The 22,257-nt window shown below is 70.5% G+C and carries 20 protein-coding genes and 1 tRNA gene; 8 read left to right on the forward strand and 13 right to left on the reverse strand.

What is annotated here, in order from left to right; genetic code table 11:
• The first annotated feature begins 61 nt into the window (after positions 1–61).
• From WMF29_RS26970 to WMF29_RS26990, 5 genes are all read left to right on the forward strand, one after another.
• Positions 62–826 carry a peroxiredoxin gene (locus tag WMF29_RS26970; protein ID WP_437323011.1) on the forward strand — a complete coding sequence of 255 codons (765 nt, stop codon included), beginning with the start codon at positions 62–64 and terminating at the stop codon, positions 824–826.
• Positions 827–928: 102 nt separating this feature from the next.
• Complete coding sequence (locus WMF29_RS26975) at positions 929–1,834, forward strand: alpha/beta fold hydrolase (protein ID WP_437323012.1); 906 nt, start codon at positions 929–931, stop codon at positions 1,832–1,834.
• A 48-nt stretch (positions 1,835–1,882) separates the two neighbouring features.
• A tRNA-Thr gene (locus tag WMF29_RS26980) sits at positions 1,883–1,954 on the forward strand.
• Between the two features lie 685 nt (positions 1,955–2,639).
• Positions 2,640–3,590 carry a nucleotidyltransferase domain-containing protein gene (locus WMF29_RS26985; RefSeq protein ID WP_437323013.1) on the forward strand — a complete coding sequence of 317 codons (951 nt, stop codon included), beginning with the start codon at positions 2,640–2,642 and terminating at the stop codon, positions 3,588–3,590.
• Complete coding sequence (locus WMF29_RS26990; RefSeq protein WP_437323014.1) at positions 3,587–4,186, forward strand: hypothetical protein; 600 nt, start codon at positions 3,587–3,589, stop codon at positions 4,184–4,186. Before WMF29_RS26985 ends, WMF29_RS26990 begins: the two co-directional genes overlap by 4 nt.
• A gap of 2 nt (positions 4,187–4,188) precedes the next feature.
• Here the strand turns inward: WMF29_RS26990 and WMF29_RS26995 are convergent, their stop codons facing one another.
• From WMF29_RS26995 to WMF29_RS27005, 3 genes are all read right to left on the reverse strand, one after another.
• On the reverse strand, positions 4,189–5,451 hold the full coding sequence (locus WMF29_RS26995; RefSeq protein ID WP_437323015.1) for a sigma 54-interacting transcriptional regulator: 1,263 nt from the start codon (positions 5,449–5,451) through the stop codon (positions 4,189–4,191).
• A gap of 3 nt (positions 5,452–5,454) precedes the next feature.
• Positions 5,455–7,326 carry a protein kinase domain-containing protein gene (locus tag WMF29_RS27000; protein WP_437323016.1) on the reverse strand — a complete coding sequence of 624 codons (1,872 nt, stop codon included), beginning with the start codon at positions 7,324–7,326 and terminating at the stop codon, positions 5,455–5,457.
• Positions 7,327–7,517: 191 nt separating this feature from the next.
• The gene (locus tag WMF29_RS27005) at positions 7,518–9,080 is read right to left on the reverse strand and encodes a serine/threonine-protein kinase (RefSeq protein WP_437323017.1); all 1,563 of its coding nucleotides are present in this window, start codon (positions 9,078–9,080) and stop codon (positions 7,518–7,520) included.
• Positions 9,081–9,248: 168 nt separating this feature from the next.
• Between WMF29_RS27005 and WMF29_RS27010 the strand changes: the two genes are divergently transcribed.
• Positions 9,249–9,554, forward strand: coding sequence for a hypothetical protein (locus WMF29_RS27010; RefSeq protein WP_437323018.1), 306 nt, complete (start codon positions 9,249–9,251; stop codon positions 9,552–9,554).
• Positions 9,551–10,285: a sigma-70 family RNA polymerase sigma factor gene (locus tag WMF29_RS27015; protein WP_437323019.1), complete on the forward strand. Its 735-nt coding sequence runs from the start codon at positions 9,551–9,553 to the stop codon at positions 10,283–10,285. The genes WMF29_RS27010 and WMF29_RS27015 overlap by 4 nt, the downstream gene beginning before the upstream one ends.
• Positions 10,286–10,315: 30 nt before the next feature.
• Here WMF29_RS27015 and WMF29_RS27020 read toward each other — a convergent pair whose 3' ends face one another.
• The 6 genes from WMF29_RS27020 to WMF29_RS27045 form a co-directional block, all read right to left on the reverse strand.
• On the reverse strand, positions 10,316–11,116 hold the full coding sequence (locus WMF29_RS27020) for a hypothetical protein (RefSeq protein WP_437323020.1): 801 nt from the start codon (positions 11,114–11,116) through the stop codon (positions 10,316–10,318).
• Complete coding sequence (locus WMF29_RS27025; RefSeq protein WP_437323021.1) at positions 11,113–12,198, reverse strand: AAA family ATPase; 1,086 nt, start codon at positions 12,196–12,198, stop codon at positions 11,113–11,115. Before WMF29_RS27025 ends, WMF29_RS27020 begins: the two co-directional genes overlap by 4 nt.
• 232 nt (positions 12,199–12,430) lie before the next feature.
• Positions 12,431–13,384 (reverse strand): hypothetical protein, encoded by a 954-nt coding sequence (locus tag WMF29_RS27030; RefSeq protein ID WP_437323022.1) that lies wholly within the window; start codon positions 13,382–13,384, stop codon positions 12,431–12,433.
• 687 nt (positions 13,385–14,071) lie between these two features.
• The gene (locus WMF29_RS27035) at positions 14,072–15,052 is read right to left on the reverse strand and encodes an extracellular catalytic domain type 1 short-chain-length polyhydroxyalkanoate depolymerase (protein ID WP_437323023.1); all 981 of its coding nucleotides are present in this window, start codon (positions 15,050–15,052) and stop codon (positions 14,072–14,074) included.
• A gap of 136 nt (positions 15,053–15,188) precedes the next feature.
• Positions 15,189–16,184 (reverse strand): serine/threonine-protein kinase, encoded by a 996-nt coding sequence (locus tag WMF29_RS27040; RefSeq protein ID WP_437323024.1) that lies wholly within the window; start codon positions 16,182–16,184, stop codon positions 15,189–15,191.
• Positions 16,185–16,600: 416 nt separating this feature from the next.
• Positions 16,601–17,632, reverse strand: a complete 1,032-nt coding sequence (locus WMF29_RS27045; RefSeq protein WP_437323025.1) for a synaptic vesicle VAT-1 family membrane protein — start codon at positions 17,630–17,632, stop codon at positions 16,601–16,603.
• 237 nt (positions 17,633–17,869) lie between these two features.
• On the opposite strand from WMF29_RS27045, the gene WMF29_RS27050 reads away from it, so the two are divergent.
• The gene (locus WMF29_RS27050; RefSeq protein WP_437323026.1) at positions 17,870–18,961 is read left to right on the forward strand and encodes a DUF2169 family type VI secretion system accessory protein; all 1,092 of its coding nucleotides are present in this window, start codon (positions 17,870–17,872) and stop codon (positions 18,959–18,961) included.
• A 60-nt stretch (positions 18,962–19,021) separates the two neighbouring features.
• Here WMF29_RS27050 and WMF29_RS27055 read toward each other — a convergent pair whose 3' ends face one another.
• The 4 genes from WMF29_RS27055 to WMF29_RS27070 form a co-directional block, all read right to left on the reverse strand.
• Positions 19,022–19,786, reverse strand: a complete 765-nt coding sequence (locus tag WMF29_RS27055) for an Imm49 family immunity protein (RefSeq protein WP_437323027.1) — start codon at positions 19,784–19,786, stop codon at positions 19,022–19,024.
• Positions 19,787–19,794: 8 nt separating this feature from the next.
• Complete coding sequence (locus tag WMF29_RS27060) at positions 19,795–20,796, reverse strand: hypothetical protein (RefSeq protein WP_437323028.1); 1,002 nt, start codon at positions 20,794–20,796, stop codon at positions 19,795–19,797.
• A 130-nt stretch (positions 20,797–20,926) separates the two neighbouring features.
• On the reverse strand, positions 20,927–21,508 hold the full coding sequence (locus WMF29_RS27065) for an imm11 family protein (protein WP_437323029.1): 582 nt from the start codon (positions 21,506–21,508) through the stop codon (positions 20,927–20,929).
• Positions 21,509–21,539: 31 nt separating this feature from the next.
• Positions 21,540–22,223, reverse strand: a complete 684-nt coding sequence (locus WMF29_RS27070; RefSeq protein ID WP_437323030.1) for an AHH domain-containing protein — start codon at positions 22,221–22,223, stop codon at positions 21,540–21,542.
• Positions 22,224–22,257 lie beyond the last annotated feature (34 nt).

The following is a 22,257-nucleotide window of genomic DNA, read 5'->3' on the forward strand; positions in this document are numbered from 1 at the left end:
GCGGGAACGTACCAGAAGCGTCGGATCGATCCTACCGAGTGCGTGCTAACGTGGCGCTCTGATGAAGAGACGCTTCCCGATTGCGGTCGTTTTTGTCGTACTTGCTGTCGTCTTTGCCTTTGCCTCGCTGCTCGGGTGTGGCGCGGCCGAGCGACCCGATGGTGGACAAGGGCTGATCCCGGTCGGCGCGACAGCGCCCGACGTGTTCGCCGCGGATCAGCACGGCGCGATCCAGCGGCTGTCCGACCAGCGAGGTCGGGCCGTGGTCGTGTACTTCTATCCGAAGGACGGGACGCCGGGCTGCACCGAGGAGGCGTGCGCGTTCCGCGACGCGTGGGATCGCTTCAAGCAGGCCAACGTGCAGGTCTTCGGCGTGTCTTCCGACACCCGCGAGTCGCACGAGGCGTTCTCGATCGAGCACAAGCTGCCGTTCCCGATCCTCGTCGACACCGATCACACCTGGGCCACCGCGTTCGGCGTGCCGATGAAGCTCGGGACGACGGCGCGCGTGACGTTCCTCGTCGATCCCGACGGCAAGATCGCGAAGGTCTATCCCGACGTGGATCCCGGGGTGCACGCGGACGAGGTGCTCAAGGACGCCGCGCAGCTCACGGGCGCCGCGCTCCCTGTCGCGCCAGCGCCGGCGGGCGGCGCAGCGCCGGCCGGGGCGGACACCGCGGCGCCGGCCGCGACCGGGGCGGCGCCCGCGGCGACGCCTGCGGGCGCTGCGGATCCGGCCGCGGCCGCTCCTGTGGCGACGGGGACCATTCTGCCTCCGGCGGCCCCCGCGGCGCCCCCGGCGAAAGGTTCGCCGGCGAAGCGGTGACGCCCGCCCGCGCACGCGGCGCAGGAGCGCCGGCGGCTCGCGCGCGGACCGCGCGGGCCGCGCGGAGGGCTGACGGGAGCATCTGCACACGGGAGCGCGCGCGTGGTGCGTAGGTCGTCGGAAATTTGGAACACCAACGGGTTGGATCTCTGCGTCCATCGCTTCCGCGACGACGGCGCGCAGCCGACGGGCCTCACGCTGCTGCTGCTCCACGGCTTCCTCGACGCCGGGAGCACGTGGGACCTCGTGGCCGAGCCGCTCGCGCGGGCGGGGCACGACGTCGTCGCGCCGGACCAGCGCGGGTTCGGTCGGAGCGCCCGCGTCGGCGCGGGGAGCTACTACTACTTCCCCGACTACATCGCCGACGTCGCGGCGCTCGTCGACGCGCTCGCGCCGGCGCGCCTCGGCGTGGTGGGCCACTCGATGGGCGGCGCGGTCGCCGTGTACTACGCGGGCGCGTTCCCTGGCCGTGTCGAGCGCCTGGCGCTGCTCGAAGGCATGGGGCCGCCGGCGAGCGGTCCCGAGGTCGCCGTCGCGCGCGTCGAGGCGTGGCTGCGCCAGATGGCGGAGCTCGATCGCGCGCCGCGGAGGCTCTCGTCGATGCAGGACGCGATCGCGCGGCTCGTGGCGAACCACCCGCGCGTGCCGCGCGACGTGCTGGCGACGCGCGCGCCGCTGCTCACGCGGGAGGAGCCGGACGGCGGGCTCGCGTGGGCGTACGATCCGATGCACCGGACGACGTCGCCGCTGCTCTTCCAGGTGGAGGCGTTCATGACGTTCCTGGACCGCATCGCGTGCCCGACGCTGCTCGTGAGCGGCGGGCCGACGGGGTGGCACCCGGAGGACGAAGCGCAGCGGGTGGCGAGGCTCAAGCGCGCGGAGCACGTCGAGCTGCCGGACGCCGGGCACATGATGCACTGGTCGGCGGCGGCGCAGCTGGCGGAGCGGCTGGGCGAGTTCTTCGCGAGCGAAACCGGGTCCCTCGAGGACGGAAATAAAAGAGCTTGACTCGGCAGGGCGAGTGGGTAATCTGCGCGCCTCCTCGACGAGAGGCGTGCCACCTTAGCTCAGTGGTAGAGCAACGGTTTCGTAAACCGTAGGTCTCGGGTTCAAATCCCGAAGGTGGCTCAAAGAGAATGCCAGCGTGTAGGCTCGCCGGTGGGTGAGCAGAAGGCCGCTGGCCCTGGGTGGTCGTGAGCAACGCGACGAGCTCTGTAGCTGGGGAGCTCGTGAACCCGAGATCTACGGTTTACGGAACCGTCGTTCTACAGGCCGGCGTTCCAGATAGTGCGCCTCTGCTGGGCGCGCTGGTGCAGTCGCTTCTTGTCGCGCGACGTCGAGCGCCCCCTGCGGACGTCGCATTCCCGGGGAGGAGAACTTCGCCACCGCTCCCGAGGCGGAGGCTCCCACGAGCTCGTCCAGAGAGCGACAGCGAGCCCAGTCAGGGCGCAACGCCGACGGAGCTCATGACGAAGCTTGCCGGGAGACCCGCTGGCCGCGCGCATGGCTGCGAGCCGCGAGGCTGGAGCTTTGCGCCCGCCATCGCGTCCCTTTCGAGGCGCCGCAGGTCTATCGCCTCGACGGGTTGCCCTCTTGCTTTCGGGCCTGCGCTGATCGCGGACAGCTCGCCGTCTGATCGCGATCCGCCCTTCGCCTGCACCCAGGCGAGCATCTCCGTGAATTTCGCCCCCGATCGGGCCGGCACGACGGGTGCTGAAGAGCCCGGCTGGGTGCGACGGGCGCCTGCCTGTGCCGAACCGATTGTCGCTCTGCATGCAGGGCAGGCCGGCGCGCACCCGCGACGGGATGAACCATGTCAAGGAACTGGGATCAGACGCTCAAGGACTGGGCCGAGACGATCGACGCCACCGACGAGGAGCGGGGCAGCCGCGCCCGCGAGGCCATCAAGGAGGCGATTCGCAGCGCGTCGAACCTGAAGCACAAGAAGATCGATGTGGCCGTCACCGGCTCCTACCGGAACAACACCAACACGCGTGCCGACAGCGACATCGACGTGGCCGTCGTGCTGCACGACGTTGCCTTCTACGCATTTCCTGCCGACGGCTCGGTGACGCAGACGATGCTCGGGATCCAGGGTTCGAGCTACTCCTTCGACTCCTTCCGCAACGACGTCGAGGCGGCGCTCCGGGCCCAGTTCGGCGCCGGCAACGTCGCCGCTGGAAACAAGGCTTTCGACGTCCGCGCTTCCGGCGCTCGGCTCGACGCCGACGTGGCGGTGTTCCAGAAACACCGCCGCTATACCGGCAGGAAGACCGCAACCGGAGAATGGGAATACTTCGATGGCGTCGAGCTGCGCCCGCGCAACGCGCCCGCGCTGCGCGTCATCAACTGGCCGGACCAGCACTACAAGCGCGGCGTCGCGAAGAACGATGCGACCAACAGGCGGTTCAAGCGCGTGGTCCGCATCTTCAAGCACCTGCGCGCCGACATGGCCGCGCAGGGCGATCTCGAGCAAAAGAGCGGCGCCGGACAGGTGAGCTCGTTCGTCCTCGAGTGCCTCGTCCACAATGTGCCGGACACGTGCTTCAACCTGGAAGATGGCGGTTATATGAAGGACACGAAGGCTGTCCTGAGCTGGCTGCTGCGCGCCACCCAGCCCGACGCCGACAGCTCTGCGCTGACGGAGGTGAGCGGGATGCAGCCGCTCTTCCACGGGCCGGCGCGGCGGACGCCAGAGCAGGCCTATGCGTTCCTGAAGGCGGCATGGCGGCGGGTTCGTGGCGCGGAGCTGCTCCCCCGATGAACCGCGCGTCGCTCACGATCCTCGTGCTCCTCGGCGCCGCCATCTGGGCGCTCTCCCTGAGCGGGCATGGCTGGGTCCTGCCGCTGTCGTTCTTCACCCCCCTGTCGGCCGTGGTGTCGGCAATGTCCGTGGTGATTCTGCTCTGGGACGTGTGGCTGTGGCGGCTCGGCCTGCTGCATCCCTGGCCCGTGAGCAGGCCTGTTCTGCGGGGCACCTGGCGAGGCGAGCTCACGCCCGCGAAGGGCGAGGCGCGCACCATCTTCCTCGTCCTCGACCAGGCGTTCTCCAGGATCGAGACCCGGACCTTCACCGCCGAGTCCCGCTCCGCGAGCATCGCCGCGCGTCTCGACAAGGTGGACGGCGAGTTCCTGCTCGCGGCCATCTACCGCAACGATCCTGACCTGCTCCTCCACGATCGCAGCCGTATTCACCGCGGGGCCGTGTGCCTCTGGGTCCACGGGCCCGACCCCACGGAGCTCAGCGGCTGGTACTGGACCGACCGGGACACGAAAGGACAGCTCCGCTTCGAGCGGGTCTCCCGGCAGCTCTCGAGCGACTTCGCGAGCGCCAGCGCCCTCGCCGCGCGCTCGGCGTAGGTTCAGGCCAGCCCCAGCAGCCTGCGCAGCTTGCCTCGCGATACGCCGAGCCGGCGCGCCGCCTCCGACTGATTGTCCCTGCACTCCGCGAGCACCTGCTCCGCCGCCTCCCGGGTCAGCGCCACCCGGGCGGCGGGCGGGCCGAGCGCCCGCTCGACCGCGTGCTGCGTGAGCGGCGCCGAGGGGCCGATCATCGCCGCGAGGCGCTCCACGTCGCGCACGTTCGCCGGCCACCTCTCCAGCATGAGCCGCTCGACCGCCTCCACCTCGGTTTGCCGCGCATCGAAGGGCGTGCCCCGCCGCTCGCGCAACGCCTGGAGCACGGCAAAGACGTCCTCCGGCCGCTCCCGCAGCGGCAGGAGATCGATCCGAACGAGGAACCGCGCCAGGAGGTCGCGACGGAACGCGCCCCGCTCCACCATGGCCTCGAGAGCCCGGTTCGTGGCGGCGATGAGCGCCACCTCGACCCGGACCGGACGGTCCTCGCCCACCGGGAGGATCTCGCGGTTCTCGAGCAGGCGCAGGATCTTCGGCTGCACCTCGAGCGGCAGCTCGCCGATCTCGTCGAGGAACACGGCGCCCCCCTGATGCGCCCGGAGCACGCCGCGGCTATCGCCCACAGCACCGGAGTAGGCGCCCCTCTTCCAGCCGAAGAGCTGGCCTTCGAAGACGCTCGCGGGGATCCCCGCGACGTTGACGGCCGCGAACGGCTTGCCCCGGCGCCCGAGGGCCTCGACGACGGCCTCGGCGAGGAGCTCTTTGCCCGTGCCGGTCTCGCCCTGGAGGAGCACGTTGACCTCGCGGCGCGCGGCCAGCGCGAGGAGCTCCGCGCGCACCGCGGTGAGACCCCATGGGCCCACGAGGCGACCGAGCGGCGGCGCCGGCGACAGGGCGCCGGTGAAGGCCTCGCGGTAGACCAGAAGCGTTTTGCCGAGGCGCACGACGTCGCCGTCATCGAGGCCCGTCCGCTGCTTCGCGCGGAGCGGAACACCGTTGAGGTACGTGCCGTTGCGCGAGCCGACGTCCTCGACCTGAAGGCGACCTCCCGTCCGGGAGAAGCTGAGGTGCCGGCCCGACACCTCGGCGTCAGGGAGGCCTGCCGACACGAGCCAGGCGCGGCCGACGACCTCGCCGGACGCGGGGATGGACAGGGCCACGACCCCGGGGAAGGCCGCGAGGAGAACGGGGTGACCGCACTCCCCGTCGCCCGCCGACGGGGGCCGGTGCTCCTCGGTCGTGGGCTGGGAACGGCTGTCGGCGCGCATGGATCAGGGCCCCTCGCTCGTCCTGGGATCGAGGTAAACGGCGAGCTTGATATCGTCCCTATCGGGGCCGTCGATGTACACGTAGAGCCCTCCGCACAGCGCCGAAACGAGCACAGGCGGGCTCTTCACGCGCCCCGGCAGGTACGCGCTGCCATCGATGGAGAACTGGATCCTCATGTCCTCGACGTCCTCGGTGGTCACTGCGAGGCGATTGACCTCGTCGCCATTCCGCGACCCGATCTTGAAGAACGGCGCACACACGGGCGGATCGCCGATGCGCATGCACACTTCGGAGTAAGGGCGGGACCTGGTCATGTCCTGTGCGTCGGGACCGAATACGCTCGACAAGCGCAACCACCACAGCGCGGCTCTGGGCAGCGGCGGAGCCGCGCCGGTGCACCGGGGGCAGCGGAGCTTCGTCGGCCCCTTGCATACCATGTGCGAGGAGCAACACGCCTCGATCTCCGGGGTGCTCGCGGCTGGCACCTGGGGTGGCTCCGGCGCCGTCGACGGGAGCGTCACTGACGCGGCGGACGGGGGCGAGAGCGGCGGGATGCTCCCTGCCATCGGCTCCTCTCGCGAGGCGACGAGGGAGACGAGGAGCTCGGTCCCGCCGCCCGCGATCCATGCCGTCGCGGCGCCGATCACCGAGATCACGACAGCGAGCGTCGCGAGCCGCCGCCCGCTTCGCCTTCCGGCCGGCGATAAGCCATGCGCAGGCGGGGCAGGCGACGGGAAGATGTCCTGCGGCTGCGTGATAATCACGCTCGCAATCGGCGGCGGCGTCATCTTCGCCGGTTGCGTCGCGGGCACGGGCGCGCCCCGCGCGGGCACGGGCGCGCCCCGCGGTGGCGTCACCTTCTCCGGTTGCGTGATGGCCACGGCCGGGACCGGCGGCGACGTCATCGGTGTCGTCGCCACCTGGTGCGGCAACGTCGGCGCGGACAGCAGCGGTGACAGTGGCCCTGCTGCCGCGGGTACGCCGGCTGCCTCCGGATCGGCGTGCGCAGCGCTCGTCCGCAGGATCTCCAGCAGCGCCGCCCCGTTCGCCGGCCGCTGGAGCGGCGACAGCGCGAGACTAGCCTCCACCGCCGCGCCCCACGGCCCGGCGAGCCCCCGCGGCGGCCACACGATGCGCCCCGCCTGCGCGGCTTTGTAAGCGCGTGCGTAGTCGACAAGCGTCGCGCTCGACGCAAGGCCGGTGGGGTGATTGTGGAACAGGACCTCCCACGCCATGATGCCGAACGCGAACAGATCGCGCGAGGGTCCCTCGGCTCGGCCCCACGTCGCCGGATCGACGAGCTCCGGCGCCATGTACGGGATCGTGCCCACCACCGCCCCCAACGACGTCAACGGCCGCGGATTGCCCGCCGACGCCGCGATGCCGAAGTCGAGCAGCTTGACCGCGCCAGGTCGCCGCGGGTCGGACCAGAAGCTGTCCGCGAGCAGCACGTTGTCCGGCTTCAGATCGCGGTGCACGAGCCCCGCGCCGTGCACGTACGCGAGCGCCGAGGCGACCTGCTCGAGCGCGGCCAGCGCGCGCTGGCCGTCCAGCTGCCCGTCGCTCGCCGCTACGCCCAGCGACCGGCCCCGCACGAAGTCCATCACCAGGCCCACGAGCCCAGCGTGCATATCCTCGAAGAAGCCGTGGCAGGCGACAAGCGCCGGGTGCTTCGCCGACGCGAGGATCTTGGCCTCGCGCCGGGCGCGGTCGAAGCTCTGCCGTCCGGCCTCCTCGAGGCGGACGAGCTTCAGGGCCCGGACCACGCCGCCTTCCCGCGGGTCGATAACCTTCCACACCGCGCCCTGCCCGCCCTCGCCGAGAGGCTTCACCAGCGTGTAGTGATCGACCCGATCGCCTGCGCGGAGCCGCATCCTGCCCCCTTACCCGCGCGCTGGCAGCATTGCCTGCAGCTCGCCCCACGCCACGATGATGACGGCCCCCTCTGCCGGCCTGCGCTCCTCCCCCTCCGGCGCGGTAAATAGCGCACCAGCGAGAGCCACGGGACCGCTGTCGCTGATCTTTGCCATCGTGGATCGGCGGATCGCTGGCATATGGTACGGCCTTATACCTCCACGAGCATAACCGCGAGAACGGCAAGGAGCGCCACGAGACCGAGCAGCAGCGCCACGACCAGCCCCCATCTCGTCCGAGAGAGCGCCACCCGCGTCGCCTTCACGCCGGCGCCAGCCTTCGCCTGCTCCCAGGGTTCCGTCCTCGCCAACCGCTCTCCCGCCGTGACACCCGCCATGAGGGCGGCCACCCCTTCCCACTTCTCCGTGCTCATCGGCGAGCCCGCCCCCGGCCCGACCGCGGCCGCTCCGTTCTGCTTCTCCGTGCTCACGAGCGCGCCCGTCCACATCGCGCGCGCCGCCGCTCCCGGCGCAATCTGCGCCTCAACCTCGGTTCCCGCTGCCCCGCCCTCCCCCGGCAGCGTCGGTGAAGGTGCCGTCTCCGCGCCAGCTTCGCTCCCGGTCCCAGGCGCGTTCCCCGCGCGCGCCGCACGGAGCCCCCACGCCGGCTCCACCCTGAACCGCTGCGCCATCGCCAGCCTGCTCCGCGCATCCGCGCCCGGCGCCGCGCTCCCCGGCATCACGCCCTGTCCCGGCAGCGCCGCCGCCAGCTGCACCGCGCTCGCTGCCCTCTCCTCCCGACGTGTTCCCGCGCGCTCCCGGATCGCCCGCTCCCTCGCCGCGTCCGCCGCCTCGCGCAGGAGCTGCCGCGCGCCCGCGTCGTCCGCAGCCCTCTCTGCCGTCACCGCGTTCCGCGCCACCTCGCGCAGCGCCGCCGCGAGCTCCGCCGCCCGCGCAAACCGCGCTTCGGGCCGCTTGGCAAGGCACCTGGCCACCGCGCTCCAGAGCGCCTCCGGACAGCCCGGGAGCACCTCGGGCAGGGGCGTCGCTTCCAGGTGCACGTGCGCCGCCTGGATCTCCGTCTCCCCGATGCCCGACGCCTCGTCGAGCACCGCGTACGGGTGCGCGCCGGCCAGCATCTCGTACAGGACCACGCCCAGCGCATACAGATCCGCGCGCGCGTCCACGGCGCCCCCGGCGACCTGCTCCGGGGCCATGTAGCGCGACGTCCCGACCGCCCTCCCTTGCCCTGTCAGCCCGAGGCCCACGCCCCGCGCGTCCTTCGCCACGCCGAAGTCGACGAGCCGCGCGCGCACGCCGTCGCTCACCAGGATGTTCTCGGGCTTCACGTCGCGGTGCACGAGGTCGGCCTCGTGCGCCGTCGAGAGCGCGTCCGCGATCTGGATCGCGTAGTGGAGCGCGCGCACCGCATCGAGCCGCGCGCCGCCCGCGATGATCTCCCGCAGCGGCACGCCCGAGGCGCGCTCCATCACCATGAAGAGCCGCCCGTCCGCGGCCCTGCCGGCGTCGTACAGCCGCACGATGTTCGGGTGCGCGACCCGCGCGGCGAGCTTCGTCTCCCGGAGGAAACGCTCGGCATAACGCGCCTCCCCCGCGAGGGAGCGGTGGATGATCTTGATCGCCACCGGCCGCTCCAGCACCGTGTCGACGGCGGCCCAGACCTCGCCCATCCCGCCGCGTCCGAGGAGGCGATCGATCAGGAAGCGCCCCTGGAACAGCGCCCCGGGGCTCAGCGGCTCATCGACGCTCGTCACCTCGCGACACCCTACCTCGCAGCAGCCGACGATGGCGAAAGAGCGCCCCGGCCCTCCTCGCTTCTCTGCCCTTGTTGACCCTCCCTGGGAAAGGTAGCGTCGGGTGTCCATCGCGCGAAGCGCGCCGAGCGCATGCAGCGCCAGCGGGCAGCGCGCCCCCGGAGCCCGATGTCGAGCCCCCGCCCCGACCCCGATGACGGCGATCCGACCCTCGAGGCCCGCGTCGCCCACGCAGTCGCGCCGTACGCCGATCTCCTGCCCGCCGAGGATCTCGAGGCGTTGCGCGCGCTGACCGCGCGCTTCCTCGCGACGCACCCCGTCGCGGCCCCGCTCGTCGACCGGCTCCGCCCGCGCGCGCCCCCCGCCGCGAGCGGCGAGGTCGACCGGCGCGAGCCCGGGGCGCTGGCCGAGGCGGCGCAGCGGCTCGCAGCGAAGGCGGGCGCCAGGGGGCGAGGGCAAGGCGGCGCCCGATGAGCCACGGCGACCGGCCGCGGAGGCCCCTGAGCCCCGAGCAGCAGGCGCTCGTCGCGGAGGCCGTGCCGCTCGTCGAGAAGCTCTGCGGCCACTTCCTCCGGCGGACGCGCGCGCACTACGTGGCCGACGATCTCCGCTCCGCCGCGGTCCAGGCGCTCCACGAGGCCGCGCTCGGCTACGATCCCGCCCGCGGCGTCCCCTTCCAGGTCTACGCGTGGCGGCGCGTCGACGGCGCGCTGTCGGACGCGCTAAAGCAGGAGTCGAAGCACTGGCGCGCCGCCCGCGAGGACGGGTACGAGGCCGCCGATGCGGCGCAGGACACGAGCGACGTGCTCGCCGACGGCGACGCCGAGACGACCGCGCAGGCCGACGGGATGGCCGACCAGGTCGCGGCCGCCGCGGTGCTCGGCCTCGTCGGCCGCGCGCTGACAGCGCAGGGCGAGGAGGGCCCGCGGCTCCGCGCCACGTACGACCGCGCCATACGCGCGGTGGAGGCTGCCCTGTCGCGGCTCCCGGACGAAGAGCGGCGCATCCTCGTGCTCCGCCACGTCGAGGAGCGGACCTGGCAGGCGATCGGCGCGGCGCTCGGCTGCTCGGAGCGGACCGCGAAGCGGCGCAGCGCGGAGGCCCAGAGGCGGTTCGCCGGCGCGCTGCGAGCGGACCGGGAGCGCGCGCAGGGCGGCGCCGCAGCGCCGGATCGGGTGGGGATGGCGGGCGCGACCTCCGGGTAGAGCACCAGGCGGAGCGTCTCCCCGCTGCCGCTATTCTTGCCGTCGAGCATGCCGAACGCTCGCAGGGGGCCCTTGGATCAGCGGCACGACGCGCGCCTTCACCTCCCCGAGAAACTCGCGCAGCCCAGAGACGGCGCCCCGCTCCTGCAACCGCTCGAGCGGCGCTTCGGTCAGGCAGCGCGCCTCACGCTCACGATCGTCGCCCATGAGCCGGCGGACCACCCGTTTCGGGTTCCGCTTCGCCTGCTCGTCTTTCGCGTTGAGCTGGTGCGCCTCGTCGCAGGGGGAGAAGCCGAGGTCGCGTCGAAGCTCGCCGAGGCGAGCGTGCTCTTCGTCCGACTCTGGCTCGAACCCGGCGAGCACCCAGGCCTCGCGCATCGGATCGGGGCAGCCGAGGACGATTTGAAAAGGCGCCCACCGCGAGGCCTCGGTCCGGGCTTGAGCAAGCCCTTTCCGGCGGAGCTCCCCCTGATCATCCATGTCCCAGACGATGAAGACGGCTCCCAGGCGGGTCGACGGATCCCGCTTCCCTACCTCGCGCGCGATCGCGAACGCGTTCCTCGCGGCCTGGGCGCCCGCCGCCCCCGGCTTTCCGTCGAAATGCCCCGGCATGAAGCGCACGTTGCCGAGGTCTCGCCTGTACGCCTCGAGTTTGTGGATGTCGAAGAACTCCTTGCCGTGGCCGTCGCTCGCCCATTCACGGACGGACTCCGGGTGGGAACGCAGCAGGTCGCTCACCCAAGCGGACCCCTCGTCGTGAAGCACGCGGTCCACGAGAGCGCTCGCTGTCAGGAAGTCAGCGGTGGCCTCACAGAAGACCAGGAGCTTCACGGCGCGCTCTCAGCGAGCACCCAGTCTCGCTCTGGATCCATGCTCCAGAGCTGGCCCGCCGAGAGCGTGCCTTTCACCTCGTTCGCCTGCGGGTGCTCGGAGAGGCGCTTGAGGGCGACGGTGCCGTCGTCGCGGAGCGCGAAGGCGTAGATCTCGGAGGGGTCGAGCTCGTCGAGGATGTAGGGAGAGTGCGTCGTGGCGACGATCTGGAGATCGTTGAACTCCTCGAGCAGGCGTCGGACCAGCCGCACCAGGTCCATCTGCGCCTGCGGGTGGAGCGACTCGGCGAAGTCATCCAGGAGCAGGACGTTCGGGCGGTTCGGGCCATGAAGCACGGTCAGGAGCGCCAGCGTGATGAGGGTCCCCTCGCTCGCCGCGTGCGCGGGGACGGAAGGGGCGCCGCGAAAATCGAAGTATACCTTGCTTCCGACGACGTCCTCGGCCTTATGAGGCAGCTCTGGATTCGGGCGTACGACCTTGGCCTGCCGGATGCGAACCCGCTCCACGTTCGGAATGATCCGACGGAGCGACTCTTCGATACGATCGAACACTTCGTCGTAACCGAGCTTGATCGCGGCGAGCGCGACAGCGGTGTTGGTCCCATCGTAGTCGACGTTGGGCGCGAGATCATCGCTGTATGCTGCGGCGGCGATGCGCTCCGCATTGAGCTTGTAGACGGTCGTGGGTGCGACGGCCTCGCCCAGCCACGGCAGCTGATCGCGGAGGGGCCGGGCGCTGTAAGCGGTGAACTCCTGCCCTTGGCCGCCTCGTTGCCAGTCGACAAGCACCGACGATTCCGAAAGCACGGTTCGGAAGCGCCAGGGCCCGTCGTCCAGTCTGCCCCATGAAGTCAGCTCGATCGGCCCCCCCTTGGCCCCCCGGCGCAGCAAATCCCCGGGCGACCAGTCACCCGTCAACACGTTCCAGGGCGCGTAGCCGACGAGGCGGCTCTGAAGCGCGAGCGCCTCGAGCACGCTCGTCTTCCCGGACCCGTTCGGGCCGACGAGCACGGTGAGCCGGCCGAGCGCGACGGTGCTGTCCCGATGGCCCTTGAATTCCTGGAGTCGAACGGACGTGATCATGCGGAAATTCCTACAGGTCGAGCTTCCCCTGGCCGGAGAGCAGCGGCATCCGGGTCCGCCCGCCGCGTCAGGCGCCACGGGCAGGCGGAAAGGTACGCCCGTGGGACCAGCCGGTGAAGCCTGTCCTGTGAAGGCCTGGGCGTCCTTCGGCCGTTCGGCGGAGGCCCGGGGGCGCTTCGCCGCCGCGCTGCGCGCTAACCGGGAGCGCGCAGCGCAGCGCCTCGGCACCAGCTCAGCCAGGGCTCTCCGTCACGAGCTCCGGGACGACAGGCGTCGCCCCCGGCTCCTCCCCGCTGCCGCTCCCACCACCGCCTCCGCCGTCACCGCGCCCGTCCCCCTCGCCTCCCTTCGGCGCCTCCTTCCTCGACGACCGGGCCGAGTTGGGCCTGCCCACCGCGAACAGCGACGGGAACCGCTCCTGGGTGCGCGAGCTCTTCCGCCACAGCCACAGCGCTGCCGCCCGCACCTCCTCGTAGCGCAGGCAGAGCAGCGTCCAGACCCGCACGTACCGGTCGAAGGCCTGCCGAGCCCTCGGCGTCATCGCCGTCGAGAGCTTCTGGATCATCACCCCGGCCAGCTCCCGCGCGCGCGCCGCGTCGTCGGCCCGGTAGTGCTTCGGGTCCGCCTTCACGACGTCGGCGCGCAGCTCGTAGATCCGCGCGTAGCCGAGCAGATCGTTCGCGAGGTCGCGGTGCCCGGTGCCCGGCCGCAGCCGGTCGAGCTCCGGCTTGATCGCAGGGTCGTCCGCGAGCTGGTACTCGCACAGCGCCTGCATGCGCGCCTCGACCTCCAGCCCCTCGGTGACCAGCGCGACCGGCAGCCGCGCCTCCGTCTCGAGCGCGCCGGCGGCCCGGGCCTCCGCGAGCGCGTGTAGCGCGGCGAAACACGCGAGCTCCAGCTCGTCGACGTGCGTGACGTCGAACTCCTCCCGGGGCAGCCGCGCGAAGCGCGCGCGCACGTCGGGAGAGGACACGAACCCGACGACGCCGAGCGCCGCATACGTGGCCGCCTCGACATCGATCCTCACGGTGATGAGCTCGGCCTCGGCGAGGCGGTCGAGCTCCGGGGCGAGCGCCTCGAGCGCCTTCTTGCCAGCCGCGGGATCGTAGATGGGCGGAGCGTAGGACGGCTCTCCAGAGGCGGCAGCGGTCACGGAGCGCTTCTTCGACTTCGTCACAGCAGGCATATCTCTCCTCCTGAAATCTCCTCGAAAAGGGAGGCTGTTGGTTGCGTTCGACCCGAGCCGCCGCCGCGCCGCGCAGGCAGCGCGAGCGAACGATGGACCAGGGCCACCGGGACCGAGCGCGTCGCGCGAAGGGGATCCGTCGCCCGGCGTCCTTCCGTCCCGTCGAGGAGATCAATCGGGAGCGCGACCCCGATCGGGTCACGAAAATCGACCAGGGTCGGTCGATTTCTTTGCGGCTCCGGCGGGCACGGGCCCTGCGTGCGCGGAGGTCCGCTACTACGAGAAAAAGCGGCCAGCGGGGCTCTCGGCAGCTCTCGACAGCCTCCGCCCAGAGCTTCAGCTCTCCCGGCGGCCTCCGACAGCCTCCGCCCAGAGCTTCAGCTCTCCCGGGAGCCTCTCCACAGCCTCCGCCCAGAGCTTCAGCTCTCCCGGTGGCCTCCGACAGCCTCCGCCCAGAGCTTCAGCTCTCCCGGGAGCCTCTCGACAGCCTCCGCCCAGAGCTTCAGCTCTCCCCGGCGCCCTTCACCGCAAGCCGCCATGAAGCACGAGGGTGATCGCGGGCGGCTGCGACCAGCAGGCGCAGCAGGAGACCGGGGGCGCGACGCGACGCGACCCAGCCTGGCCTCCTTCCGCGGATCGCCGCACCGGAGACGCGGGGCGCAGGCTCCCGTTCGGCGGGCTCGCCCGTCACATCGGGTGCTCCTCGAAGAAATCGAGCAGCCGTTCGCTCGCGTGGAACGTCTCGCTCTTCGGCCCGAACACCGACGGCAGATCCCCTCCGCCGGGCCACGTGTGCCCGCCCCCCTCGACCGCGCAGTGCTCGACCTCGACCTCGTCAGCGCAGATCGACCACGCCCTGCAGGTGGTATCGCCATGCGCATGGGTACGGTGCGAGACATCGGCGCAGCCGTCGCGCTCGCGCCAGACGGCGAGGCTCTGGGCCACGGAGATGAACTCGAGGCTCCCCGGCACCGGGACCGGGACCTCCCCCAGGCCTCCGCCATAGGGAATGACCGAGTCCGCGGTCCCGTGCACATGCAGGACGGAGATGGGGCGCACCGGCTCGCATGTCTCCGGCGGCACGTGCAGGACGCCGGCGATCGGGGCGATCGCCGCGATCCTGTCCGCGAGCTCGCAGCCGAGGCGGTGCGCCATGAGCGCGCCATTGGACATGCCGGTCACGAAAATGCGGCTCGGGTCGACGCTGTGCTCTGCGGAGATCGCGTCGATCAGATCTCGTGTGAAGCCGACGTCGTCGACGCCGTCCTGCCACGCCTGGCCGCAGCACTGGCCTGCATTCCAGCTCCCGCCGATACCGGCGGGATAGGCGACCAGGAGCCTTCGTTCGTCCGCCAGCGCGCTGAGGCCGGAGAGCGCCGCTTCGCGCTCGGGCGTGCCATTGAAGTGATGAAAGTCGAGCACCAGCGGGGCGCGTTTCTTCTTGTTCTGAAGAGAGCTCGGAACGTGCAGGAGGGCCGCGCGGTCGCGGCCCCCGCTCGCCACGTGGATCCAGATGTCTCCAGCCGGGCTCGGCTCGCGGGCGCTGCCCTGATCGCCTGCCACGGCGCGCTCCGCGGCCGTCCCCAGGGGCTCCGGCGATCCGCAGCCAGCGAGGATGGCGGCGGCGACCATCAAGGAAGACCCTTTCGTGCGCTCGATGGGATCCATTCACCTATCTCCGGAATGAGAACAGTACGAGACGCACCGGAAGCCCCGGACGCACACCTCTTGGTGAAGCCAGCGCGGTGCCCCCTGCGAGGCGTGTCCGGGTCGCCGGGCGCGCGGATGGCGATCCGTGGACGGGTCAGGGGCGCTTGAAGAGCTCGACCGCGGGGAGAGCGTCGCCCATCGTGCCGGGTTCGTGGCCGCGCAGCAGCGCGTCGCCCAGGCCGAGCTGGCCGAAATGGTTGCGCCCCAGCACTTGACGTGTCCGGCTGCTCCGCGTCCCGCGGAGGAGCGTGGTCAGCGCGGAAGAGAGCTCCTCGATGCGCTGGTATCGAACCTCGGGCATCTTCTGCAGACAGCGCGCGATGATGGCGTCGAGCTCCGCGGGCAAGCCAGGGCGAAGCCGGCTCGGCGGAGCGGCATCCTCCTGGAGCACGCGGCCGACGAGCTCGGGCAACGTGTCCGCCCGGAAAGGCAGCGTGCCCGTGACCAGCTCGTACAGAGACACTCCCATCGCCCAGATGTCGCTCCGCCCGTCGACCTCCTTCGTGCGCACCATCTGTTCTGGGGACATGTAGAGCGGCGAGCCGAGCAGGGCGCCGGTCCCCGTGAGCTCCATATCGTCCGAGGCGATCTGCTTCGAGATGCCGAAATCGAGGACCTTCACGCACGGTGAGCCGTCGGGCCGCTGGGTAAGGAAAAGGTTGGCCGGCTTGATGTCACGGTGGACGATGCCGAGCGCGTGCGCCTCGGCGAGCGCCTTCGAGGCCTGGATCGCGTACGTCGCGGCCTCCTCGACAGGCAGCGGGCCGCGCGCTTGCACGATCTGCTTCAGATCCGCGCCCGAGAGGAGCTCGAGCACCATGAACAGCTCGCCGGTCGGCAGCTCCCCGATATCGTGGACACGCACCGCGTGCTCGCCCCTGACGCGAACCGCCGCGCGCGCCTCGCGGAGGAATCGCTCCTTCGCGTGCGCGTCTCGAAGGGTCTGGGGCAGCAGGAGCTTGATCGCGCGGAGCTCGTCGAGATCGACGTGGCGTGCCGCCACGACGACTCCCATTCCCCCCTTCCCGAGGACGCCCTCCACACGGTATTTGCCGAGCAGCAGGGCCCCCGGACAAATCAGCGCTTCCATGACGCTCAAACGCGCTCCCCCCTCGGGGCTGCGGGCGAGGAATACGCCGCAGCACGTCGCAACGGCGCTACGGTATCAGGGCAAGGATAGTTGTCCAGCCATGTCCCTTATTTCTCAAATCGAGTATTCCGAGAACGAATGTCCGCATCCGTCTCCTCCAGAAATACTCGACTCCAGCGCCGGCCTGGACGAAGCCGCGCCACAGCCGCTCTGGGCAAGATGGCTCATGGCCTGCGGGGCGGGCGCCTGTACTCTCGTCCTCCACTTGGGGCCCCTCCCGAGCGTCCCACGCGGGGAAGCAACGACAACCGCACGCGGCCGCGCTGCCGCGCAGCAGCGGTCGCTCGAGGTGCGCGCGAGGTCGATCCAACGCCGGCGGAGCTAGCAACCCCTCGCCCCCTCCGGCAGCCACCGCCCTACAGCGTCAGCACCAGCTTGCCCACGGTGCTGCCCGACTCGATCGCCCGGTGCGCCTCGGCGGCGCTCTCCAGCGGGAACGTCTTCACCGGCGGCGCCGAGAGGCGCCCCTGGTCCAGCCAGCCCACGAGCCGCTCCATCGCCTCGCGCAGGATCTCCGTCTTATTGAACAGGTACGAGAGGTTGAAGGCCAGCACGCTCTTGTTGTCGTTGCAGAGATCGAGCGGGTTGAAGCGCGGCATCCGGAGGAAGTCGACAGCGAGCTTCGGGTAGCTCGGCCGGCCGCCCTGCCGCGGAAGCATCGTGTGGAAGCCGTACACGACGAGCTTGCCGGCCGAGGCGACGTGCCGGTAGCTCTGCCGCAGCGTCTCGACCCCGTTCGCGTCGAGGATCACGTCGTAGCCCTCGGGCGCGAGACGCTCCGCCGCCGCCCAGAGCGGCTCGCTGCTCTTGTCGATCACCGCGTCGGCCCCGAGGCGCCTCGCCGCCTCGACCTTGTGCGCCGCGCCCACCACGCCGACCACCCGGCAGCCGGCGATCTTGCCGAGCTGCACGAGCGCGCTGCCGACGCCGCCGGCGGCCGAGTGCACGAGCAAGGACATGCCCGGCCGCAGCCGCACGAGCTCGAAGAGCGCGTAGTACGCCGTCATGAACACCGCCGGGAAGCCGGCCGCCTCCTCCGGCGTGAGCCGCGCCGGCAACGGGAAGACCTGGTGGCGCGGGACCGCGACGCGCGAGGCGTAGCCGCCGAAGCGCGTCACGCCGAAGACGGGCGCCCCGGGCGTGAGATCGGTGACGCCCTCGCCGAGCGCGGCGACGGTGCCGGCAAACTCGAAGCCGGGCGTGATCGGCCAGCCGACGTACTTCTTCGCCGACTCGTAAAGGCCCATCCGGACGACGCAGTCGGCATAGTTGACGCCGGCCGCCCGCACATCGACGAGCACCTCGCCGCGCGCGGGAACCGGATCGGGGTGCTCCTCGACGCGGAGCTTGTCGTGGCTGCCGGGCTCGTGAACGACGATCTTGCGCATGGGCACCTGCTCTGCCGAAGTGGCCTCACCGCGGATCGGAGACCGCGGAGACGGCGACGGCGGTTGTACACCGATCGGGGCGGGAGAGCGCGGCGAAGCGGCGGGCTTACTGCGCTCAAGGACTCGCCAGCAGCCGCAGCGGCGCGCTCGGGGCGATGCGCTGAGTTAGCCGAGGAATTAGGAGCACCGCGCTGCAGCTGTTGCGCCGTTCTGGCGGATCGGAGATCCTCTCGACGCATGGGGCATCCTGCGGTCGACAACACGACGCCGTTTGCCCTGGAGCCCGTCTTCCTCACCGACGAGGAGGGCCGCCCACTCCTCGTCGTCCTGGTTCAGGCGACCTTCGACCTGCACCCCGTGCGCGGCATCGACCTCGCCGAGCGGCAGCCGCCGCTGAGCATCGCAGGCGAGCTGTGGGGGGCCGACGCCGCCACGTCGAGCTACAAGATCGAGCCGGCGTTCGCCTTCTTCAAGCCCGCCACGGACGTGGTCTTGATCGGCCATGCACAAGCGCCGCGGCATGCCGTCCCGGAGCTCCAGGTGGTGTTCCGCGTCGGTCCGGTCGGGAAGGCCGTGCGCGTCTTCGGCGATCGGGCGTGGGTGCGGAGCTCGGGAGGGCTCGTCCCGTCGAGACCGCGGCCGTTCGATCGCATCCCGCTCACCTACGAGCACGCCTTCGGCGGCTGGGACCGGAGCCCTCCTGATCCGGCGAAGCACGCGTACGAGCCGAGGAACCCGGTGGGGATCGGCTTTCGTGCGCCGAACGCGGCAATCGAAGAGGGCCTCCGCTTGCCAAACATCGAGGATCCGGACGACCCGCTGCAGCATTATGGCCAAACGGTCGCGCCGGCGGGCATGGGGTTCGTGTCGCCAGGCTGGCAACCCCGGGCCGCGCTGGCCGGGACGTACGACGAGGCGTGGTCGAAGGCGCGGAAGCCGCTCCTGCCGAGAGACTTCGATCGGCGCTTCTTCAATGCCGCGTCGAGGAGGCTCGTCGCGCCGGGATACCTGCGGGGCGATGAGCCGGTGCTGGTGGAGAACGCGTCGCCATTCGGAAGGCTCTCGTTTCGGCTGCCAGGACTCCGCGCGCCGAGGTGCCGCGTAGGGCTCGTGCTGCAGGACGATGCCCCGGTGGAGCTGCGGCTCGACACCGTGATCGTGGACACCGACGCCGATCGGGTGCTGCTGCTGTACCGAGGGCACGTCGTGCTGCGGGACGGGCCGCACGACGTGCGCACGATCGCGCTCGAGGACGATCTGGGCCCGGCACGAAGACACGCGCTCCCGAGCGCCGTCGTGAGAGAGCTCGGCGTAGGCAAGGCGCTCTGAGGATCCCCCGCTGGAGGGAACCACGAGATCAAGCACGGAGACTGGCTTTTGCGGAGCTGCTCAGCTCCCGACGACCTGCCAGGCGTCGGGCGGCGCCGCGGGCGCGCCCCGCGCGCGCGCCGCGGACGGGACCAGAAGGTAATCGCTCGACGTCTTCATACCGGCGCTCTCCGCCAGAGTCACCAGCGCGAGCCCTTCCACGGAGAGCCTGCCCTCCGTCGCCAGCTCCTCGTCCGCGATGGATTCGGCCTGAGCCAGCCGCAGGTAACGGGCCTCGACCTGCTCCAGAAAGCGCCGGAGGGCCTCGTCAAACAGCGCGTCATCTCGTCGCAGCAGCGCCCGGCAGAGATCGAGCCGTGGATCATCGGCGCCCTCCAGGACCGACTCGTAGCGCTCCAGCAGGCCTGTCCCCTCCTCGTGAGCCCGCCTCAGGAGCCAGGACCTCAGAAACGCAAAATAGAGAAAATCCTCCTCGTACTCCGCGTCGCTCCGGCTGGTCCGAAGGCGCAGGGCGATCTCCCGTGCCCCATCGAGATCGAGCGCCGCGATTGCGTCGAAGAGCGGCTTGCATCGGCTCAGAACCTGGTCGGCCTCGGCCGCCCTCAGAAGGTAGTGCGCGAACGAGCGGCCGCTCTTGAACATGTAGATCTGAAATGCAGGGGCATCCATGTACAGGAACAGCGCGCCGATCGCGATGACGCGATACTGCTGGCTGAAACTGAGCGCCTGCCTGAAGCTCAGCCGGTGGGCCACCGCCGCGGGGAGCATCTGTTCACAGTCGTGGTGGGCATTCCCCATGTAGGCCCGCAGGAACTTCGATGCCATGGCGACCTCTACCTCCCCGCTCCAACGAGCACCGCCCCAACATGGCCCCAGCCGGAGCTGGAGAGCACGAGCGACCGCGCGCGCGAGGCGTAGCCGCGCTCCAATGAGCGCGCCGCGATCAAGAGCCCCAGCACCCCGCTCGCCGCGCCGACGTGCCCGAGCGAACCGCAGGGGAGCACCAGCCTCACGTACGGCCCGAGCACATCGGCGCACCGCACCTGGGCGTAGCCCCACTCCGCGGCGCGCCAAGGCACACCGTCGAGATCGAGGATGACGTCACCCTCGAAGCGGGCAGGGGCGGAGCCGTGCAAGGCGGCCTGATGGATGGCGCGAGCGAGGCCTGCACCGGCGCTGCTCTTGCCGGCGAGCACGTGGGCCTCCTCGCGGTCGGTGACGGCCGCGTGCACCGCTGCCATGATCGGCGCGCCCCGCCGCTGCGCGGCCGAGCGCGACTCGAGCATCACGCACGCCGCAGCCTCGCCGGGGACGAGCCCGACAGGGTTCTGCGGCGACTTCAGCCACCCCCGATCCAGCAGCCACTCCAAGGTGATGGTGTCAAGGCATGAATCCGCCGCGACGAGGAGGACGCGATCGAGCTCCCGCTGCGTGATGCGCTGAGCAGCCAGCTTGATCGCCTCGGCCGCGCCAGCCGGACCAATGTCGAGGAGCGCCACCGAACGCTGGGGTATCGGCAGCCCGAGCGCGCGGGCGAGCTGAGCCGAGAGCGACGCCTTCAGCTCCTCGACGTCGCCCTCGGCGTCTTCGAAGCGCTCTTCGTTGAGGGGAGGCCCGATGAACGCGAGCCCCGTACGCTCCCAGGTTCGCGCGTCGACCGCCGCGGGGAGGCTCGATTCATCCCGCAGGCTGTGCACGGCCCCCTGAGCGAGCCGGATGAGCCTCCCGAGCTCGACGAACCCCTCGGTGTAGCCCCGGATCGGATAACCGGTGAGCGGGACCGACACTTGCTGCTCCTCGTCGAGCACGCTGAACCAGGGGATCTCCCGTGGCACGCAGAGCCCAGCACGTATCGATGCGCAGGTCGTCGCGGCGCTCCGGCCGACACAGGAAAGTGCACCGTAGCCTGTAATCACCAGGTCCATCGCTCTCCCAGGACTTCCACGAGCAACGCTTCACCGGCGCTCAGCCGACCACATCCAGCGCTTCGAGCAGCACGTTCGTGAAGCCGCCCGCCCTCAGGGCCTGCGCCAGGTCGGCGCGCACGATGTACTCGGTCACTTCCTTGTCCACACGGAACAACGCCGGCAAGGCGTCGATCTTGCCCCTGTCGAGGACGAGCTTCTCGATCTTGGTGACACTCCCCTGCTTGCCGTACTTCACCCCGCTGGCACCCTCATCGAGGCAGTCGAACGCTCCGATCGGATTGACGATCCAGTAATCTCTCGAGTACACCCGCTTGCGATGATCGTACAGCGTGAACGTGAGGTACTCGATGTCGACCCCTTGGCAGTGCTGCTCGATGACGTCCTTCATCGCCGATGAGACGATGAGATAGCTCTCCGTGTTGCCAAGGAGCGACGAGAGCTTGATGCCCGGGTTCTCCTCTCTCAGATCGATCTTGGCGTTCTCCGGGTAATGCGGCACGGCGCGGACACCGCGGGCCATGCAGTAGCTCTTCATGCCCATGCCCCGGGGAGGGTCCTCGATCAGGACCAGATCCTCGTCCGCTAGATCGCCCGTCGTCGACAGCAAGTGAAAGCTCATCGCGTCTGTCTCCTCGGCCCGCGCGCGGCCCTCATTTGAACCTTTGTCTGCTCATGTCGTCGAGGCTGGAGACCTTCTCCTTGCCCGCCGTGACCACGCGCCCGAACAGCGTCTCCGACAGCGACACGAGCTGGTCCTTCATATCCGAGTACTTCGTCAGCTCGCAGTTGTCGATGTTCTGCTGATTCGCGCTGAGTATCTTATTGACCTTCGTCTTGACGTGCTTGCTGTAGGTCCGGTGGCTGTACGAGCCGAACTCGCGGTGACGCGGCAGCTCGAGCTGGCGCGCGATCGCGGCGTCGAGCGGGAGCAGGATCATGTTGTCCTTGTGGTTGATGTTGTAGCCCTCATCGAGCAGCCCCGCGCGCACCGCCCAGAGGACCGCGTCGATGCTGCCGAACTTGTCTTGAATGCAACCGTTCAGGACGCCGTTCGGTATCAGGTGATGCGCCTCATGATAATAGGGGACGTTCGCGCTGTCCTTGTGGTTGACCTTTCCACGCCGCCCCGGCTTCCCGACGTCCCATTCGTGCGGACGAGGCGCCTTGCGCTCTCGCCACTGGAATCCGCTCGTCCCGCAGCGGACGGCCAAGGTCGTCTTCTTCATGCCCTCGTATTTCGGCCAATCGTAGAGCCCGCTCGTCAGCTCTGCCTTCTTGAAGCCCTGCCAGCTGTGGCTGCAGGAGACCTCCATCCTCCCGACATGCCGGTTCAAGCACTGGCCTCCCTCGGTCGCCCTCGGGACGGGA

Origin of the sequence: Sorangium sp. So ce381 (assembly GCF_051473845.1) — a bacterium.
Lineage (GTDB): Bacteria > Myxococcota_A > Polyangia > Polyangiales > Polyangiaceae > Sorangium > Sorangium atrum.